At 71.7% G+C, this 18,635-nt stretch carries 16 protein-coding genes; 6 read left to right on the forward strand and 10 right to left on the reverse strand.

Annotation, left to right across the window (positions count from 1 at the left end):
• The first annotated feature begins 85 nt into the window (after positions 1-85).
• Complete coding sequence (gene eda / locus ACFWPS_RS06820) at positions 86-736, forward strand: bifunctional 4-hydroxy-2-oxoglutarate aldolase/2-dehydro-3-deoxy-phosphogluconate aldolase (RefSeq protein WP_383701816.1); 651 nt, start codon at positions 86-88, stop codon at positions 734-736.
• Here eda and ACFWPS_RS06825 read toward each other — a convergent pair.
• The 3 genes from ACFWPS_RS06825 to ACFWPS_RS06835 are packed head-to-tail and all read right to left on the reverse strand — an operon-like array spanning position 708 to position 3,577.
• Positions 708-1,964: a bifunctional RNase H/acid phosphatase gene (locus tag ACFWPS_RS06825; protein WP_383701818.1), complete on the reverse strand. Its 1,257-nt coding sequence runs from the start codon at positions 1,962-1,964 to the stop codon at positions 708-710. The two genes, eda and ACFWPS_RS06825, sit on opposite strands and share 29 nt — an antisense overlap.
• A gap of 33 nt (positions 1,965-1,997) precedes the next feature.
• Complete coding sequence (locus tag ACFWPS_RS06830) at positions 1,998-2,741, reverse strand: zinc ribbon domain-containing protein (RefSeq protein ID WP_383701882.1); 744 nt, start codon at positions 2,739-2,741, stop codon at positions 1,998-2,000.
• On the reverse strand, positions 2,738-3,577 hold the full coding sequence (locus ACFWPS_RS06835) for a Nif3-like dinuclear metal center hexameric protein (RefSeq protein ID WP_383701820.1): 840 nt from the start codon (positions 3,575-3,577) through the stop codon (positions 2,738-2,740). Before ACFWPS_RS06835 ends, ACFWPS_RS06830 begins: the two co-directional genes overlap by 4 nt.
• 187 nt (positions 3,578-3,764) lie before the next feature.
• On the opposite strand from ACFWPS_RS06835, the gene ACFWPS_RS06840 reads away from it, so the two are divergent.
• Complete coding sequence (locus ACFWPS_RS06840; protein ID WP_383701822.1) at positions 3,765-5,009, forward strand: hypothetical protein; 1,245 nt, start codon at positions 3,765-3,767, stop codon at positions 5,007-5,009.
• 95 nt (positions 5,010-5,104) lie between these two features.
• Complete coding sequence (locus tag ACFWPS_RS06845; protein ID WP_383701824.1) at positions 5,105-5,257, forward strand: hypothetical protein; 153 nt, start codon at positions 5,105-5,107, stop codon at positions 5,255-5,257.
• A 94-nt stretch (positions 5,258-5,351) separates the two neighbouring features.
• Here the strand turns inward: ACFWPS_RS06845 and ACFWPS_RS06850 are convergent, their stop codons facing one another.
• The 3 genes from ACFWPS_RS06850 to ACFWPS_RS06860 are packed head-to-tail and all read right to left on the reverse strand — an operon-like array spanning position 5,352 to position 8,300.
• Positions 5,352-6,314 (reverse strand): 3-oxoacyl-ACP reductase, encoded by a 963-nt coding sequence (locus ACFWPS_RS06850; RefSeq protein ID WP_383701826.1) that lies wholly within the window; start codon positions 6,312-6,314, stop codon positions 5,352-5,354.
• Positions 6,315-6,328: 14 nt separating this feature from the next.
• A complete protein-coding gene (locus ACFWPS_RS06855) occupies positions 6,329-7,405 on the reverse strand; it encodes a Zn-dependent alcohol dehydrogenase (RefSeq protein ID WP_383701828.1) in 1,077 nt (358 codons plus the stop codon).
• Positions 7,406-7,442: 37 nt separating this feature from the next.
• Positions 7,443-8,300: a MaoC/PaaZ C-terminal domain-containing protein gene (locus tag ACFWPS_RS06860; RefSeq protein ID WP_383701830.1), complete on the reverse strand. Its 858-nt coding sequence runs from the start codon at positions 8,298-8,300 to the stop codon at positions 7,443-7,445.
• 288 nt (positions 8,301-8,588) lie between these two features.
• On the opposite strand from ACFWPS_RS06860, the gene ACFWPS_RS06865 reads away from it, so the two are divergent.
• The gene (locus ACFWPS_RS06865) at positions 8,589-9,869 is read left to right on the forward strand and encodes a sensor histidine kinase (RefSeq protein WP_383701832.1); all 1,281 of its coding nucleotides are present in this window, start codon (positions 8,589-8,591) and stop codon (positions 9,867-9,869) included.
• Here ACFWPS_RS06865 and ACFWPS_RS06870 read toward each other — a convergent pair.
• A complete protein-coding gene (locus ACFWPS_RS06870) occupies positions 9,847-11,418 on the reverse strand; it encodes an alpha-L-arabinofuranosidase B (RefSeq protein WP_383701834.1) in 1,572 nt (523 codons plus the stop codon). The two genes, ACFWPS_RS06865 and ACFWPS_RS06870, sit on opposite strands and share 23 nt — an antisense overlap.
• A gap of 262 nt (positions 11,419-11,680) precedes the next feature.
• On the opposite strand from ACFWPS_RS06870, the gene ACFWPS_RS06875 reads away from it, so the two are divergent.
• Entirely contained in the window at positions 11,681-12,313 is a 633-nt protein-coding gene (locus ACFWPS_RS06875; protein WP_383701884.1) for a response regulator, read from the forward strand.
• Between the two features lie 90 nt (positions 12,314-12,403).
• On the opposite strand, the gene ACFWPS_RS06880 is transcribed toward ACFWPS_RS06875, so the two are convergent.
• The 3 genes from ACFWPS_RS06880 to ACFWPS_RS06890 form a co-directional block, all read right to left on the reverse strand.
• Positions 12,404-13,648, reverse strand: coding sequence for an RNA-guided endonuclease InsQ/TnpB family protein (locus ACFWPS_RS06880; RefSeq protein WP_383701836.1), 1,245 nt, complete (start codon positions 13,646-13,648; stop codon positions 12,404-12,406).
• 163 nt (positions 13,649-13,811) lie between these two features.
• The gene (locus ACFWPS_RS06885; RefSeq protein WP_383701838.1) at positions 13,812-15,242 is read right to left on the reverse strand and encodes an MFS transporter; all 1,431 of its coding nucleotides are present in this window, start codon (positions 15,240-15,242) and stop codon (positions 13,812-13,814) included.
• A gap of 99 nt (positions 15,243-15,341) precedes the next feature.
• Positions 15,342-16,532, reverse strand: coding sequence for a lipid-transfer protein (locus ACFWPS_RS06890; RefSeq protein ID WP_383701887.1), 1,191 nt, complete (start codon positions 16,530-16,532; stop codon positions 15,342-15,344).
• A 231-nt stretch (positions 16,533-16,763) separates the two neighbouring features.
• On the opposite strand from ACFWPS_RS06890, the gene ACFWPS_RS06895 reads away from it, so the two are divergent.
• The gene (locus ACFWPS_RS06895; RefSeq protein ID WP_383701840.1) at positions 16,764-18,515 is read left to right on the forward strand and encodes an MFS transporter; all 1,752 of its coding nucleotides are present in this window, start codon (positions 16,764-16,766) and stop codon (positions 18,513-18,515) included.
• Positions 18,516-18,635: the final 120 nt, after the last annotated feature.

Here is an 18,635-nt window from a genome sequence, read left to right on the forward strand (position 1 = left end):
CCCGCCGCTCTGCCGCACACGGAGTCGCATTGCAGCATGCGCAACGACCTTTGCGCGCTCTGCATCGCCTCGGCAGGATGGCGCCATGCCCACCTCCGTGCTGGACCTCGCGCCCGTCGTCCCCGTCGTCGTCATCGAGGACGCCGCCGCTGCCGTGCCGCTGGCGCGGGCGCTGGTGGACGGCGGGCTGCCCGTCATCGAGGTGACCCTGCGGACGCCGGCCGCGCTCGACGCCATCCGGGCCGTCGCCGGTGCGGTGCCGGAGGCGGTGATCGGTGCGGGTACGGTCCTCACGCCCGCGCAGGTGACGGAGTGCGTCGCGGCGGGGGCGCGGTTCCTGGTCAGTCCCGGGTGGACGGACGGGCTGCTGGCGGCGATGACCGCGTCCGGGGTGCCGTACCTGCCGGGGGTGTCGACCGCCTCGGAGGTGGTGGCGCTGCTCGAACGCGGGGTGCGGGAGATGAAGTTCTTCCCGGCGCAGGCGGCGGGCGGCACGGCGTATCTCAGGTCGCTCGCCGGTCCGCTGCCGCAGGCCCGTTTCTGCCCGACCGGAGGGATCGGTCCGGACAACGCGCCGGAGTACCTCGCCCTCCCCAACGTCGGCTGCGTGGGCGGCACCTGGATGGTCCCGGCGGACGCCGTCGCCGCCGGGGACTGGGCCCGGGTCCGGGAGCTGGCCCGGGCCGCAGCGGGGCTCGGGCCCAGGTTCAGGGACGCAGGTGGGACGTGTCGTTGAAGAGCCGAACGCTCGCGTTGCCGTCCGCGTAGTACGCCACCGCCGACAGCGAGGCCGCCGACAGTTCCATGCGGAACAGGGACTGGAGCGGGGCGCCGAGGGCGAGTTGCACGAACGTCTTGATCGGCGTGACGTGGGTGACGAGCAGGACCGTGCGGCCGGCGTAGGCCGCGATCAGCTTGTCCCGGGTGGCCGCGATGCGCGCCGCCGTCTCGGCGAAGCTCTCGCCGCCGCCGGTGGGGTGGGCCGACGGATCGGCCAGCCAGGTGGTCAGGTCGTCGGGGTAGCGCTCGCGGACCTCGCCGAAGGTGAGCCCCTCCCAGGCGCCGAAGTCCGTCTCCTTGATGCCCTCCTCGATCGTGACGTCGAGGCCGAGGCGCTCGGCGACGGCCGCGGCGGTCTGCCGGGTGCGGGTGAGGGGGGAGGCGAGGATCGTCTCGATGGTGCCGCGGCGAGCGAGGGCCTCGGCGGCGCGCTGCGCCTGTTCCTGGCCGACGGGAGAGAGTTCCGGATCGGTGCCGCCGCTGCCGGAGAAGCGTTTCTGGGGGGTGAGGGGGGTTTCGCCGTGGCGGAGCAGCACGAAGGTGGCGGGAGCGCCGAGGTCGGGGGCTGAGCTCCAGCCGGGGCTCGCTACGGTGCGGGCGGCGCGGGTGTCGGCGACGGTGGTGGTGTCGGTGGTTGCCACAGTTCCGGTGCGTGGGGGCTGGTCGCGCCCACGCGGCGGAGCCGCAGATGTCTCAGCCCCGCGCCCCTTGCGGGGCGCTGTAGCGCGGCCGTCAAATTCCGCAGTCGACGCCGAAGCCGACCACTGCTCGCCCCGCTTGCCCGCGTCCATCGCCTCGTTCGCCAAGCGGTCGGCGTGCTTGTTCTCGGCTCTCGGGATCCACTCGTACGTCACCCGGTCCGCCGGGAGCACCCGGGCCGCCTCCGCCGCCAGGGGCTTCATGTCCGGGTGTTTGATCTTCCAGCGGCCGGACATCTGCTCGATGACCAGCTTGGAGTCCATGCGGACGTGGACGGTCGCCGAAGGGTCGAGTTCGCGGGCCGCGCGCAGGCCCGCCAGCAGGCCGCGGTACTCGGCGACGTTGTTGGTGACGACGCCGAGGTACTCGGCCGCCTCCGTCAACGTCTCGCCGGTCGCCGCGTCGATGACCACCGCGCCGTAGCCGGCCGGCCCCGGGTTGCCCCGGGAGCCGCCGTCCGCCTCGACGATGAACTCCCTTGCCACGTAAGCCCCTTGAGTGTTCCTGCTGAGGTGTTCCTACAGACCCGACTCGGCCGTGCGCACCAGGATGCGGCGGCAGTTCTCGCAGCGCACCACGGTGTCGGGCGCGGCCGCGCGGATCTCGGCCAGCTCGGTGATGGCGAGCTCCTGGCGGCAGCCCTGGCAGGTGCGGGCGTACAGCTTGGCCGCGCCGATGCCGCCCTGCTGCGCGCGCAGCTTGTCGTAGAGCTTCAGCAGGTCCTCCGGGACCGAGCCGGCGATGACCTCGCGCTCCTTGGTCACCGTCGCCACCTCGGCGTCGATCTCCTCGGACGCGGTGTTCCGGCGGCCGGTGGCCTCGTCGATCCGGCCCTGGACCGCGCCGACCCGCTCGGTCAGCTCGGCGAGCCGCTCCTGTACGGACTCGCGGCGCTCCATGACCTCCAGGACGACGTCCTCCAGATCGCCCTGCCGCTTGGCGAGGGAGACGATCTCCTTCTGGAGGTTCTCCAGGTCCTTCGGGGAGGTGACCGCGCCGGAGTCCAGGCGCTGCTGGTCGCGGGCGGCGCGCTGGCGCACCTGGTCCACGTCCTGCTCGGCCTTGGTCTGCTCGCGGGCGGTGTCGCTCTCCTCGGTCTGCGCGGCCACGAGCAGGTCGCGCAGCTGGGTGAGGTCCTTGGTCAGCGACTCGATCTCGGCGTGCTCGGGCAGCGACTTCCGCTTGTGCGCCAGCTGCTGGAGGCGTACGTCCAGGGCCTGGACGTCGAGGAGTCGGATCTGGTCGGCGGGCGCGGCGTTCAGTTGGGGGCTCCAAGGGAGGGAGAGTGGCTGGTCCAGGGGTCGGTGACCGTCTTGGAGACGTGCACGCGCAGGTCCCAGCCGTGGCGGTCGGAGATTTCGTCGAGCTGGGTGGCGGCCAGCTCGCACCAGGGCCATTCGGTGGCCCAGTGCGCCGCGTCGAGCAGCGCGAGGGGGCTGTGGGCGACCGCTTCCGACGCCGGGTGGTGGCGCAGGTCGGCGGTGAGGAAGGCGTCCACGCCGGCGGCGCGTACGACGTCGAAGAGGCTGTCGCCGGAGCCGCCGCTGACGGCGATCGTGCGGACGAGGGCCTCGGGGTCGCCGGCGACGCGGATGCCCTGTGCGGTGGCGGGGAGGCGGGTCGCGGCCCGTTCCGCCAGCTCCCGGACGGTGACCGGGTGGTCCAGCTCGCAGACGCGGCCCAGGCCCCGGCGGCCCTCCGGGTCGGTCGGGTCCGGCACGAGGGGGCGTACGACCCGCAGGTCCAGGGCGCCCGCGAGCGCGTCGGAGACGCCCGGGTCGGCGGTGTCGGCGTTGGTGTGGGCGACGTGCAGCGCGATGTCGTTCTTGATGAGGGTGTGCACGGCCCGGCCCTTGAAGTGGGAGGCCGCGACCGTCGTCGTACCGCGCAGGTAGAGCGGGTGGTGGGTGACCAGCAGGTCGGCGCCGAGCTTCACCGCCTCGTCGACGATCTGCTGGACCGGGTCGACGGCGAAGAGGACCCGCGTGACGTCCTGGTCGGGGTCGCCCACGACCGTACCGACCGCGTCCCAGGACTCGGCCCGTTCGGCGGGCCACAGGTTGTCCAGCGCGGCGATGACTTCTGACAGACGGGGCACGGGGAAAAGGCTACCTGCCTGTTCCACGGGGCCGTACCTGCTCGCCCACGGGAGGCAACGCGCAGCACACCCGCCCCCGTTTCCTCAGGCGAATCGCCGAGTGTGCACCCGTATGTGTGAAGTCGTCGGCGGCCGGTCCCCGCCTGTGCGTACGAAAACTAGCTTCGTTGCCGGAGGTGACCGAACGATGACGGCCTGTGCGATCGAACCCTCGGCTGCGGACGAGGACGACAGCGCGCCGGGGGCGGGCTGCACCATCACGGTGGACGGGGCGTACGCGGCCCGGCTGGCCCAGCAGGAAGGTTCCTGGTACCCGGAGCGCTGGACGCTGGACGGACCCGAGCCGTACGCCGTACCGCTCCCCGGCAACCAGCCGGAGGAGCCGGGCACGGAGGTGCAGCCGATGGGCGACGGGCGGGTGCTCATCCGCCGGCTGGTGGACGGGCGGCACCACTTCGCCCTGCTGTATCCGACCGGGCCGGGCACCGGTGAGCTGCCGTTGGGCGCGGTGGAGTGCCCGGACGAGGGTGCCGACGAGGGCGCCTCGCTGCGGCTGCTGCCGCCGGCGCCGGGGGGTGTGCGGGCGTACGCGCTCGCCGTGGGGCCGCGTTCCTCCGCGGTCTGGCTGGTGGCGGGCGGGGCCTTCGGGCCGGAACAGCTGGCGGTGTTGCCGGGGCGTTGCTCGGGCGGGGTCTGGCTGGACCGGGCCGGGCGGATGCTGGCCCTGGACCGTGAGCTGGGCGGACGGACCAAGGCGGTCGTGGTCGACCTGGAGCGGGGCGGCGAGGTGTCGCCGCTGCTGCAGATCGCGGCGGACAGCGACGACCGGCTGCTGCTCGCCGACCCGGACAGCGGGCTGATCCTGGTCGGCTCGGACGCGCCCAGCCCCGGGCAGGAACGGTTGGGCTGGGGGGTCCTCGGCTCCACGCTGCCGGTGCGCTTCCCGGAGAGCCTGCGGGTGCCGGAGTGTCCGGACTGCGTGGTGACGCCGTTCGCCGTCCAGCCCGGTCAGGTACTGGTGCCGGAGAGCTGCGGGGTGGCGCTGCGCATCGACGGTCCACTCGGCAGCTGGGTGGGCGCCTGGCGGCCGAGAGCGCGCAGGATGTGCCATCTCCCGGCGCCGGAAGGGTGGTTGGCCGGCGCCGGGTTGTGGACGCAGGACGGGGTACTGCGACTGCCGTACACCACGGGGGAGGTCCCGTGCGGTGTGGCGGCAGTGGCGGTGCCCTGGGGGGAAGCGGGGGGCTCGGGGGAGACGGGGGAGTACGGGGGGCCGGGGGACGCGGGCCCGGGGGATCCGGTTCATGACGGCGCGGCTGCCGGGGCGTCGGGTACGCCCGGGGAGCCGGCGGAACCGGATCCTCCGGGGCCTGCCGTAGCCCGTCCGGTGCCCTTGCAGCAGGCGCCGCTGGCGCGGCTTGTAACGAACTAGCACCGGTCGGCGTGCCCGCCTGGATGCGCCCCGCGGTGCGCCCGATAAAATCGCCGCGCTGTAGAAAGATCATGTTGACGGGGTGAATTCTTCCGATGAGCGACGCCAGCACGTCCCAGCCGCTGTCCGCCGACCTTCAGGAAACGGACGGCCACGGCAAGCACCGCGGTCATGTCTCGGGGCAGGACAGCGAGACGGCCCCCAGCGGCCGGCACCGCAAGCCGGAGCCGGCCGAGTCGGTGGCCTGACGGGGGCAGTAGGTAGCTAGGGGGCTCACCAGTTGGCTGGTGAGCCCCCTTCTTCATGCCCTGCCCAGTGATATGTCACATACCGCCCTCGGTGCTATGTGGCATACCACTGGCGTTTCAACCCCAGCACCTCCGCCGCCGCGAACGTCTCCCCCGCCGGCCGGTCCGCGTAGTGCGGGGTGAGCAGGGCGTCGAGTTCGTCGTAGCTGAAGGTGTCCTGCTTGCTGTCGAACCTGGCCTGGACGCGCGGTCGTTCGACGATCGCGACCATGCCGCCGTGCACGACGAGCAACTGGCCGTTGATCCGCTCGGCGGCCGGGGCGGCCAGGTAGCCGACGAGCGGGGCGACATGCTCGGGTGCGAGGGGGTCGAGGCCCTCGGCCGGCTGCTCGAACCCGGCGAAGACGTCCTCGGTCATCCGGGTGCGGGCGCGCGGGCAGATCACGTTGGCGGTCACGCCGTACTTGGCGAGGGCCAGGGCGGTGGAGGTGGTGAGGCCGACGATGCCGCCTTTCGCGGCCGCGTAGTTGGGCTGGCCCGCGGAGCCGGCGAGGAAGGCCTCGGAGGAGGTGTTCACGATCCGGCCGTAGACCTTCTCGCCTCCCACCGCCTTGGACCGGTCCCGCCAGTGGGCAGCCGCGAAGTGGGTGGTGTTGAAGTGGCCCTTGAGGTGGACCCGGATCACCGAGTCCCACTCGTCCTCGGTCATGGAGAAGACCATGCGGTCGCGCAGGATCCCGGCGTTGTTGACGAGGATGTCCAGCTTTCCGTAATGAGCTGTCGCGAGCGTGAGAAGGTCTCGCGCCTGTGAGAAGTCCGCGACGTCGCCGGTGTGGGCGACCGCCCGGCCGCCCGCCGCGCGGATCTCCTCGGCGACCTGCTCGGCGGGTGCCGTGGAGGCGGCCCCCGAGCCGTCCCGGCCGGGCTGGCCGAAGTCGTTGACGACGACGGCCGCGCCCAGCCGGGCCAGTTCGAGTGCCTCGGCCCGGCCCAGGCCCCGGCCCGCGCCGGTGACGATCGCGCTGAGCCCGTCGAGTGGCCTCTCCGGCATCGACATGCGGCGGCCCCTCCTCAGATCTCTATGCAGGTACGCAGGGCGGTGCCCGTGCGCATCTGGTCCAGGGCCTCGTTGATGTCCGCCAGCGGCACCCGGTGGGTGATCAGGCCCTCCAGGTCGATCCGGCCCGCCCGCCACAGGGCGATCGTCCGTTCGTAGGAGCGGACCACGTCTCCGCCGCCGTACATGGACGGCAGGATCCGCTTCTCGTCGAAGAACAGCTCGAACATGTTGAGCTGGAGGAAGTCGTCCATGGCGCCCGCGCCGACGACCACGAGGGTGCCGCCGCGCCGGGTGTTCTCGTACGCGGTGCGGGCGGTGGCGGACTTGCCGACGACCTCGAAGACGTAGTCGAAGCCCTCGCCCGCGGTGACCTCCTGCTTGGCGCCGGGCAGTTCGTCGGGCGAGACCGCCTTCGTCGCGCCGAACCTGAGCGCCGACTCGCGCCGGGACTCGACCGGGTCGACGGCGACGATCTCGGCCGCGCCCTTGAGCCGCGCCCCCTGGATCGCCGAGATCCCGACGCCCCCGCACCCGATGACGGCGACCGACGAACCGGCCTCCACGTCGGCCGTGTTGAGGGCCGCGCCGAGCCCGGTGGTGACGCCGCAGCCGATCAGCGCGGCGATGTCGAAGGGCACGTCGTCCGGGATCGGCACCGCGCACCCGGCGTCGACCACGACCTCCTCGGTGAAGGTGCCGGTGCCCGCGAAGCCGAAGACGTCTCCGCCGGGGCGCCGGAAGTTGGGGGTGCCGGCGTTCATGAACCCGGCCAGGCAGAGCTCGGTCTGTCCGCGCCTGCAGGCGGGACACGCCCCGCAGGCCGGCAGCCAGCAGACGACCACCCGGTCGCCGGGCTTCACCCGGGTGACCCCCTCCCCCACCTCCAGGACCTCGCCCGCGCCCTCGTGGCCCGGCACGAACGGTCCCGGCTGCGGCAGCACCCCGCTCATCGCCGACAGGTCCGAGTGGCACAGCCCCGTGGCGCGCACCCTGATCCGCACCCTGCCGGGCCCGAATCCCACCGCCTCGACGTCGTCGAGGACGTCCAGCTTCTCCTGGCCGATCTCGTGCAGTACGGCTGCGCGCATGGTGCGGCTCCCCTCAACTGCTCAGCTGCTCAACTGATCAAGAGTGTTCGACGATCGTGTCGGCGAGGACGGGCGCGTCCTCCCGCTCGACGGCGCTCACGGCGACCCGGACGTCCCCGTCGCCCCGCCACATCCGGATCCGGAGCGTCTCTCCCGGGTACACCACCCCGGCGAACCGGGTCGTGTACGACCGCACCCGGCTCACGTCCCCGTCGAGCAGCGTGTCCACGACCGCCTTGAGCGTCATGCCGTAGGTGCACAGCCCGTGCAGGATGGGCCGGTCGAAACCGGCTCGCTTGGCGAAGTCCGGGTCGGCGTGCAGGGGGTTGTAGTCGCCGGAGAGGCGGTAGAGCAGGGCCTGGTCCTCGCGGATCGGCCGCTCGACGGTCCGGTCGGGCTCGCCTGCGGGCGGGTCGAGCCGGGTCGAGGGGCCGCGGTCGCCGCCCCAGCCGCCCTCCCCGCGTACGAAGATCTGCGCGTCGTTGGTCCACAGCGGGCCGTCGGCGTCCGCGACGTCGGTGCGCATCACCAGGACGGCCGCCTTGCCCTTGTCGTAGACGGCGGCGATCCTGCCGGTGGCGGTGGCGGTGCCCTCGGCCGGGATGGGGCGGTGCAGGGTGAGGGCCTGGCCGCCGTGCAGCACCTTGGCGAGGTCGACGTCGATGCCGGGCATGGACAGTCCGCTGATCACCCCGGGCGAGCCGGCGCCCGCGACGGTGGCGAAGCTGGGCAGCACGTGCAGCCGGGTCTCCAGGGTGTAGCGGAGTTCGTCGGGGTCGGTGGCGGGGCGGCCCGCGCCGATGCCGAGGTGGTAGAGCTGGACGTCCCGGCGCGCCCAGCCGATCTCCCCGGACCGGGGTTCGGCGGCGAGGGCCTTGGCTGCGTCGATGGGCATACGGCTCCTGAGGTGTCTCAAGACCTCGGCACGGCCGTCCGCACCGTCGGCCGCACCGAGGTCGTCCACGGGCGTGTCTAGAACGCGTTCCAGTCCAGCGCCCCTTGTATAGCCCAGCGCTCCGCACTTGTGAAGGCTCCTGACGTCGTGTCAGATTCAGCCCTGCCCGGCCATGACATTTGTCCTGCCCGCGGCCGTACATCCGCCTCTGCCGGACCGGCGCGCCCTTTCGTAGGGTCGTAGCGCCGGGCCGTACGGCCGGGCAGGACAGGATCGGGGGAGAACGAGATGTCGTGGTGGCAGCAGGTGAGGTGCCAGGCGGACGGCTGGCGGACGGCGCGTGCCCAGTGGCGGGAGGAGATGGCCCGCTTCAAGGAGCAGCAGAGGGCGGCCCGGAAGAACGGTGAGCTGCCCGAGCACGCGGGGCCGCCGCCCTCCGGGTTCGCCCTGCTCCCCTGGCTGCTGATGGGGCTGGGCTCCCTGTCCAACCTGCTCCAGGGCAAGACGGCCAACCCGCTGATCGGCGGATTCGGCCTGCTCGCCTTCAACTCCCTGTACATCTACGTGACCTTCCGCTCCTTTCGCAAAGAGGCCCGGCGGGCCACCTCCACCCGCGTCGCCCTGCTGCTGATGGGCCTGCTCACCACCGGCCTGGCCCTCGGCTACGGCGGCAACTGGCTGATGTTCTTCCCGCTGCTCGGCCTGGCCGCGGGTGCGGTGCTGCGCGGGCCCTGGCTGGGCCGCGCCGGGATCCTGCTCGCCTGCTTCGCGGGCGCGGTCTCCTGGTACCGGGACGGCTCCGACGCCATCACCATCGCCTACGGCACCTTCCTGTCGACGATGATCACCGCCGCGATCCTGTCCCTCTCCGAGGCCGTGCGGGAGCTGCGCGCCGCCCGTGAGGAGCTGGCCCGGCGGGCGGTCGAGAAGGAGCGGCTGCGCTTCTCCCGGGACCTGCACGACCTGCTCGGGCACACCCTCTCAGTGATCGTCGTGAAGTCGGAGGCGGCCCGGCGGGTCGCGCCCCGCGACCTGGACGCGGCGCTGACGCAGATCTCCGACATCGAGTCGGTCGGCCGGCAGGCGCTGACCGAGATCCGGGAGGCGGTGACCGGCTACCGGGAGGGCAGCCTGGCCACCGATCTCGGCCGGGGCCGTTCGGCCCTGAAGGCGGCGGGCATCGAACCGGTGGTCCGGCAGTCGGGGGCGCCGCTCGCCCCGCAGACCGAGACGCTGCTCGGCTGGGTGGTGCGCGAGGCGGTCACCAACGTGGTCCGGCACAGCGCCGCCACGCGCTGCGAGATCACCGTCGACAGCGCCGCCGGCCGGGCCCGGCTGACGGTCACCGACGACGGCTCGGGCGCGGTGGCCGCCGAGCCCTGCCGGGAGGGCGTCGGCGGCACCGGTCTGCAGGGGCTGACCGAGCGCCTCGCGGCGGCGGGCGGCTCCCTCAGGGCCGGCCCGGCGCCGCGCGGCGGCTTCACGGTCACCGCGGAACTCCCCACCGAGGCGCTGGAGCTGCTGACCTCGGCGTCTCCTACGGCGCCTACGGCGCCCACGGCGAGCTGACGGCCCAGCTCACGTCGTCGGTCCACGAGGTGGCGCTGTCCCAGGCGTTGGAACCGCCGTCGCTCGCTATGTAGAGGTTGTAGTTGTAGTGGCGGAGGTATTTCGTCGGGTAGTTGTACGAGGCGAAGGACGTGCCCGTGCCGCTCTTGCCGGTCGTCGGGCAGAAGGTGGCGTCCTGCCGATACGTGGTGGTGCCGTCCATGGGCTGCCGGTAGATCTTGTAGTTGTAGTGCCGCAGGTAGTCGCCGGGGTAGTTCCTGGACTCGAAGGAGACGCAGGAGCTGTCGGCGAGGCCGGGGCGGACGATCCAGGTGGCGTCGCTCTTGTCGAGGGCGGAGCTGCTTGAGGTGATGGCGGACAGGACGCCGGCGTTGTTCTGGTGGCGCACGTAGTCGGCGGTGCAGCAGGACGTCGTGGCCCGCAGGGAGATCTCCGAGGCGGAGTTGAGGGTGCCGGTGGAGCCGGTCGCGCCGCCGTAGCCGACGGAGACGATGTTGGACTGGACGGTGTCGTCGGCGGCGTCGGTCGGGATGCCGGAGGTCATGACGCCCTCGAAGAACGAGCCGATGGAGCCGTTGCTGTTGTCGCCGCCGGTGCCGAGGACGATGGCGCCCTCCTGGTGCATCGGCGAGTAACCGCTGCTGGTGCTGGGCTCACTGCCGGAATACGTGGTGGTGAGACCGCCGGATTGCGCGTTTCCCCATTTCAGTGCGAAATGGTCCTGCCCGTTGTTCTTCAGCAACGCGGTGACGAACGGTATCGCGCCGGTGCCCGTGTTGGACGAGTTGGTGCTGTAGCCGAGGTTGGACTCGAACAGCCCGTTCTCCAGGTCCGCCTGCACCCAGGGGCCCGAGCCGTAGCAGGGCGAGAACCAGCACTCGGTGCCGAAGTTGATGGCGTCCATGTGGCCGTTGCCGGTGTCCTTGTTGTTGGTCTCGGCGTTGCCGTAGTCGAAGCAGCAGCTGCCGTTCACATGGGTGCCGGAGGTGACCATGTACATCCCCTCGGCGGCGCCGTTGGTGGCGACGCCCGAGGTGGCGTCGTTGCGGTAGCCCATGCCGGCCGAGATCTCCAGGCCGTAGACCTGGTGCCCGCCGACGGTCACCGGCAGCGCGTCCGCCGGGGCGCCGACATCGGCCGCGCCGGCCCCGCCGGCGCCCTCGACCGTGAGGTCGTTGTGCTTGCTGGACTGGTCGTAGATCCTGGTGATGATGCAGGTCGTACCAGCGCAGAAGGAGTCCTGCGCAGCCGCGTTGGCGTAGCCGCCGGTGGCCAGCAGGCCGATGTTGGCCGTGGCGCTGTCCGAGGCGCGCTGCACCTGGTAGAGGGAGCCGCTGTACGACGAGTACAGCGCCCGGACCATGCTGTGCGCGGCGACGCACGGGGTGCCGGCGGCGGCGTAGACGTCACAGGGCAGCGAGCTCGCGGCGGCCGCCTCGGGGGCGCCGGCCCCGACGACGAGCGCGGCGACGGTCGCGAACGCCGCGAGCGCGGAGAGCACGGCTCTCCTGACGCGCGGCGGACAGGAGCGCAGGACTCGTGCAGGCACTGAGAACACGGTGCACCTCTTCTTGGTTCCTCGTAGGGCGGTGCGGGTTCTTGCCGTCCGATATACCGAACGTCGTTCGATCGAAATACCGAACCTATTCAGCTGTCGAAATGCCGACCATTCGCCGACCATTCGGGGAATTGCAGAGGTGATTGTTTGAGCACGGTCAACCGACGTCAAGACCTGCGGCGCGGAACAATAACCACTCTTTAATGGCCGGGCCCGGAGCTAGGCTTGGGCTGTGTACGAGCCTGCGAACGAGATGCCCCGGGACCACCGGCCCGCCAAGTCCATCAGGGTGCTGCTCGCCGAGGACCAGGGGATGATGCGCGGGGCTCTCGCCTTACTGCTCGGGATGGAGCCGGACATCGAGGTCGTCGCCCAGGTCGGGACGGGCGACGCGATCACGGACGCCGCGCTGGTCCACCGGCCCGACGTGGCCCTCCTCGACATCGAACTGCCGGGCATCAGCGGCCTGGACGCGGCGGCGGAGCTGCGCGAGCAGGCGCCGGACTGCCGGGTGCTGATCCTCACCACCTTCGGCCGGCCCGGCTATCTGCGCCGGGCGATGGAGGCCGGGGCAGCCGGGTTCCTCGTCAAGGACGGACCGGTGGAGGAACTCGCCCAGGCGATCCGGCGGGTGCTCACCGGGGAGACCGTGGTCGACCCGGCGCTTGCCGCGGCCGCGCTCAGCGCCGGGCCGAACCCGCTCACCGCCCGCGAGTGCGACGTGCTGAAGGCGTCGGCGGACGGCGCGACCGTCGCCGACATCGCGGCGAAGCTGCATCTTTCGGAGTCGACGGTCCGCAACTACCTCTCCGCCGCGATCGGCAAGACCGGCACCCGCAACCGCGCGGAGGCGGTGCGGGAGGCCCGGCAGCAGGGGTGGCTGTGAGCTCCCTGCGCCCTGCACATCAGCCGCGGCCAGCAGCCGACCTTGAACCTCTGGAAATGAGCACCTCCTAGATTTGACGTGCTCCCTGGCCTAAAGGCTGGGGATTCCGGCCCGGGTCGGCTGACCCTTCCGGCGGCTTCCTGCTTCGCCGCGCTGTGCGGGCACGTGTGCCCGTCTTACCGGCACTCCACAGGCGTTTGGTGTCTCCGCCCGTCCGGCGGCGACGATTCGGTGTCCTTCGAGGAGAACGTTGCAGGCTGCGTTGTGGTCACGGTCGTGGACGGTGCCACACTCGCCGCACGTCCACTCGCGGACGTGCAGGGGCTTGGGGCCGTCCCGGAATCCGCAGGCCGAGCAGATCTGGGAGGACGGGAACGCCCGGTCCACCTTGGCGAAGGTGCGTCCATGCTTGGCCGCCTTGTACTCCAGCATGCCGACGAACGAGGACCATCCCGCGTCGTGCACTGACTTGGCGAGCCGGGTGCGCCCCAAGCCGGATACCGCGAGGTCTTCCACGTACACCGCTTGGTTCTCGCGGATGATCTGTGTGGATGCCTTGTGGTGCCAGTCTCGGCGCCGGTCCGCCACGCGGGCGTGCTGGCGCGCGACCTTGATGCGGGCCTTGGCCCGGTTCTTCGATCCCTTGGCCTTGCGGGACAGCTCTCGCTGAAGACACCTGAGCTTCCTCTCCGCCCGGCGCAGGAAGCGAGGACTGTCGATCTTCCGACCGTCGGACAGGACGGCGAAGGCTGACAGGCCGAGGTCGATACCGGCCTCCACCTCCGCCTCGGGAAGAACTTCCGGCTCGGTATCTACGACGAAGCTGAGGAAGTACCGACCGCAACTGTCCTTGGTGACGGTCAGGGACGTGGGCGCGGCCGGAAGCCGACGGGACCACTTGACCTTGAGGTCGCCGACCTTGGCCACGTACACCGTGCCGTTGCCCTGGAGGGAGAAGGCGTTGGTGTTGAGGCGGATCGACTGCCGGGTGTCCTTCTTCGACTTGTACCGGGGCGGGCCGACCTTCCGGCTCTGCCACTTGCCCTTGACCGAGTCGAAGAAGTTCTTGTAGGCGGCATCCAGGTCCCGCAGGGACTGCTGCAGGACGACCGCCGACACATCGGCGAGCCAGGCGCGTTCCTCAGTGCGCTTGGCTTGCGTGATGCGCAGCCGGGACAGCTCGGCCGACTTCACATACGGCAGCCCCGCCGCGTGCGCTTCCTTGCGGTCGCGCAGGCAGTCGTTCCACACCACCCGGGCGCACCCGAACGCCTTCGCCAGCGCACGGCGCTGCGGGGCATCCGGGTAGACCCGGTAGTTGTAGCGGAGTTGCATACCGATCACCGTATGGATGTTGCGCGACTCCTCGCGACGAAAGATCACATTCTGTTGGAATTACACACGAAATGAGCAAATGTGTTCGATATCAAACTGCCGCAGTATGCCTAACGTCGTGAAACAGCCCGGACCGTTGCCCGCCGCGCCGGAAATTCCCGGTCTACTTCGCGGGAGCCGTCCGCCGCGGCAGCCACAGCAGCATCAGTACCGCCCCGGCCAGCAGCACCCCGGTGCCGGCGCGGAAGACGGCCGCGTACCCCTCCGTCAGGGCGGTCGCACCGCCGTCCCCGCCGGTCCGGGACGCCGCGACCGTCGACATCACCGCGAGCCCCAGCGAACCGCCCATCGTGCGTGAGGTGTTGACGAGCCCGGAGAGCAGTCCGGCCTCGGCCGGCGCCGCCCCGGACGTGGCCAGCGCGGCCAGCGGGGTCGCGGCCAGGCCCGCGCCGAGCAGCATCAGGATGCCGGGGAACATGATGGCCGTCGTATAGGAGCCGTGCGGGCCCATCGTCGACTGCCAGGCGAACCCGGTCGCCGCGACCAGGGTGCCGGTCACCGCCACCGGCCGCGCCCCCGCCCGCCGCATCAGCCGCGGCGCCGTCTTGGAGCCCACGAGCACCGCGACCGAGCTGGGCACCAGGGCGAGACCGGCCTCCAGCGGGGTGTAGCCGAGGACGTTCTGGGCGTAGAGCGTCATGAAGTACCACATGCAGAACATCGCCGAACCGGACACCAGCATGGCTGCGTTGGCCGACGCCACCGGCCGCCGGCCCAGCAGTCCGAGCGGCATCAGCGGGGCCGCCGTACGGGCCTCGACGTACAGGAACAGACCGAGCAGCGCGAGTCCGGCGACGAGCGGGAGCAGGGTGCGGGCCGCCGTCCAGCCGGCCCCCTCGGTCTGCGAGATGCCGTACGCCAGGGTCCCGAGGCCCGCTGTCACCAGCACCGCGCCGGGCAGGTCGAGGCGCCGGCCGTCCCCGGTCCGGCTCTCCGTCAGCCACAGCAGGGACCCGGCGAGGACCAGCGCGCCCACCGGCACGTTGATCAGCAGCACCCAGCGCCAGGACAGCACGTCCACCAGTACCCCGCCGACCAGTCCGCCGGCCGCGCCGCCCCCGGCGCCGACCGCCGTCCAGGTGGCGATCGCCCGCGCCCGGGCGGCCCCCTCCGGTACGGCGGCCGTGAGCAGGGTCAGCGTCGAGGGCGCGAGGACCGCCGCGCCAAGACCCTGCACGGCGCGGGCCAGCAGCAGCTGCCAGCCGTCCTGGGCGAGCCCGCCGCCGAGCGAGGCCAGCGTGAACAGGCCGAGCCCGACCAGGAACATCCGCTTGCGGCCGTACAGGTCGCCGGCCCGCCCGCCCAGCAGCATGAACCCGGCGAAGGCGATGGCGTACGCGTTCACCACCCACTGCAGCCCGGAGGCGCTCAGCCCGAGGTCGGCGCGCATCGACGGGAGCGCCACGTTCACCACGGACACGTCGAGCACGACCAGGAACTGCCCCGCGCACGCCAGCGACACCACGAGCCAGGTGGGGGGCGCGGCACGGCGGGATATGTGTGAGGTGTCCGCGGCTTCGAGCATGGGTGTCATGCTCTCAAGCCGGTTACGGTCCTTGCATCGGCTTTTCGACCCACCCGGCCCTCGGTCCCCGGTCCCTGGCCCCTGGCCCCCGGTCCCCGGTCGTACGGCCTACCCCGCCCGCCGGAAGAGCGTCACCACCGCCGCCCCGCCCAGTCCGATGTTGTGCGCGAGCCCCACCCGGGCCCCGGGCACCTGCCGGTCGCCGGCCGCGCCGCGCAGCTGCCACACCAGTTCGGCGGTCTGCGCGAGCCCGGTCGCGCCCAGCGGATGCCCCTTGGAGATGAGCCCGCCGGACGGGTTCACCACCCAGCGCCCGCCGTACGTGGTCGCGCCGGACTCGACGAGCTTGCCCGACTCGCCGACGGCGCACATGCCGAGCGCCTCGTACGTCAGCAGTTCGTTGACCGAGAAGCAGTCGTGCAGTTCCACGACGTCGACGTCCTCGATGCCGAGGCCGGCGCGGTCGTAGACCTGCCGGGCCGCCGCCCGGGACATCGGCTGTCCGACGACGTCGATGCACGAGCCGGACGCGAAGGACTCCCCGGTGTCGGTCGTCATCGCCTGCGCGACGATCTCGACGAGGCCGGTGAGCCCGCGCCGTTCGGCGAACCGTTCGGAGACGACCACGGCCGCCGCCGCGCCGTCGGAGGTGGGCGAGCACTGGAGTTTGGTGAGCGGGCGGTGGACGGTGCGGGCGGCGAGGATGCCGGCGACGTCGTACACGTCCTGGAACTGGGCGTACGGGTTGTCCGCGGAGTGCCGGTGGTTCTTGGCGGCCACGGCGGCGAGCTGCGCCTCGGTCGTGCCGTACCGCTCCATGTGCTCGCGGGCCGCGTCGCCGAAGATCTGCGCGGTGGGCGGGGTCATCTCGAAGCCGTGCCGGGCGGCCATGACGCCGTAGTGCCGGGCGACGGGGGAGGTGGAGAAGTCCCCGCCGTCGGCGCCGCTCCCCAGCGCGCCCCTCTTCATCTTCTCGAAGCCGAGAGCGAGGACGCAGTCGGCCGCTCCGCCCTCGACCAGCTGGCGGGCGAGCATCAGGGCGGTCGCGCCGGTGGCGCAGTTGTTGTTGACGTTGTAGACGGGGACGCCGGTGAGACCCAGTTCATAGACGGCGCGCTGGCCGGCGGTGGAGGGCTGGAAACAGTAGCCGACGGGAACCTGTTCCACTTCGCCGTACGCGATCCCGGCGTCGGCGAGCGCGGAGCCGCCGGCCTCCCGGACCATGTCCCAGTACTGCCAGTCACGGCTCTCGGGCTTCTCGAACTTGGTCATTCCGACCCCGGCGACATACGCCTTCACAGCAGCCATGACGCCGGAGACTAGAACACGTTCCACAAACAGGCCAGACCTTGACGATGGATCAGAAACCCATGGGACGGTCAAGGATTCGTTAGCAGCTCGAAGCAACGGAATAGTTGCCTGTGCATACGAGGTTTACCCACCACTTATTCGATGCGCATGCACGAGTCCCCAGCTCTTCCCGCTCTTCCCGCTCTTCCCGTCACTCTCTCGGCCCGGAGGCCCCACTCAATGACGCACACGACGACCGACCAGCCCGCCCGGGGCGCGAGCGGGGCCGTGGTCCCGGTCCTCGCCTTCGCGGGCATCGTGGTCGCGGTGATGCAGACCCTGCTCGTTCCGGTCATCAAGGACCTCCCGCAGCTGCTGGGCACCGAACCCAGCAACGCCACCTGGGTCCTGACCTCGACGCTGCTGTCGGGCGCCGTGGCCACCCCGATCATGGGCCGCCTCGGCGACCTCTACGGCAAGCGGCGGATGCTGGTCCTGAGCCTCGCCGTGATGGTGGTCGGCGCGCTGGTCAGCGCACTCACCAGCGACCTGCTCACGATGATCGCGGGCCGCACCCTCCAGGGCTTCGCCATGGGCGCGATCCCGCTGGGCATCGGCCTCATGCGCGACATGCTGCCGCGTGAGAAGCTCGGCTCGGCGATGGCCCTGATGAGCTCCTCGATCGGCGTCGGCGGCGGCCTCGCGCTGCCCGCCGCGGCCCTGGTCGCACAGCACATGGACTGGCACGCCCTGTTCTACGGCGCGGCCGGCCTCGGCGTGCTCTCCATAGCCCTGACCCTCCTGGTCGTACCGGAGTCCCCGATGCGCGCGGAGGGGTCCTTCGACGTGCCCGGCGCCATAGGCCTGTCGGCCGGTCTGGTGCTGCTCCTGCTGCCCATCACCAAGGGCAGCGACTGGGGCTGGTCGTCCGCCACCACGCTGGGCCTGTTCGCCGCCTCGGTGGCCGTCCTGCTGCTGTGGGGCGTGTTCGAGCTGCGCCACTCGGCCCCGCTGGTCGACCTGCGCACCACGGCCCGCCCGGCCGTGCTCTTCACCAACCTCGCCTCGATCATGGTCGGCGTCAGCTTCTACGTCGTCTCGCTGGTCCTGCCGCAGCTGCTCCAGCTCCCGAAGGCCACCGGCTACGGCCTCGGCCAGTCGATGGTCAGCGCCGGTCTGCTGGTCGCCCCGCTGGGCCTGACGATGATGTTCACGGCCCCCGTCTACGCCCGCCTGTCCGCCAAGTACGGCCCCAAGACCACCCTGATCCTCGGCATGCTGATCATCGGCATCGGCTACGGCGCCGGTCTCGGCCTGATGAGCGCGCCCTGGCAGAGCCTGGTCATCGCGGTCGTCCTCGGCGCCGGCATCGGCCTCGCCTACTCCTCCCTGCCGGCCCTGATCGTCGGCGCGGTCCCGGCGTCCGAGACGGGCGCGGCGAACGGCCTCAACACGCTGATGCGGTCCATCGGTACGTCCGTGTCCAGCGCCGTCATCGGGATGGTGCTGGCCAACACGGCGAACCACGTGGGCGGTGTCGCCGTCCCGACCATGCACGGCTTCCGGGTCTCGTTCCTGATCGCCACGGGAGCGGTGGCGGTGGGTCTGGTGCTCGCCCTGATGCTGCCGAAGCGGAGCCGGCCGGCCGAGGTCGCCCAGCACACCCAGCTGCGGGCCAGCAGCGAGGAGGACGCGGTGCTCGCAGGCGCCGAGGAGGTGCTGCGGGGCTTCCGCGGCCGCGTCCTGGACGCCGCGGGCGGCCCGGTGGCCCGCGCCAAGGTGACCCTGATCGACCGGCGGGGACGGCAGGCGGGGGCGACGCTGTCCGCCGAGGACGGTACGTACGCGCTCGCGGTGCCGGCCGAGGGGGCGTACGTGCTGGCCGCGAAGGCGGCGGGCCACGGTCCGCTCGCCTCGTCGGCGACCCACGCCGGGGACGACCGCGCGGTCGACCTGGACCTGGCGCTGCCCGGGGAGACGGTCAACGCGTAGCACTCCGTGGGGGTGGCCGCGAGTACGACGCGGTCACCCCCGCCTGCTGCGGGACCCGCGCGCTCCGCTGCGAAGTGCCACGCTGTGCCGTCTGCAGACTGCGGCGCCGTCGTGGCTGGT

Origin of the sequence: Streptomyces sp. NPDC058457, assembly GCF_042720695.1 — a bacterium.
Classification (GTDB): Bacteria; Actinomycetota; Actinomycetes; order Streptomycetales; family Streptomycetaceae; genus Streptomyces.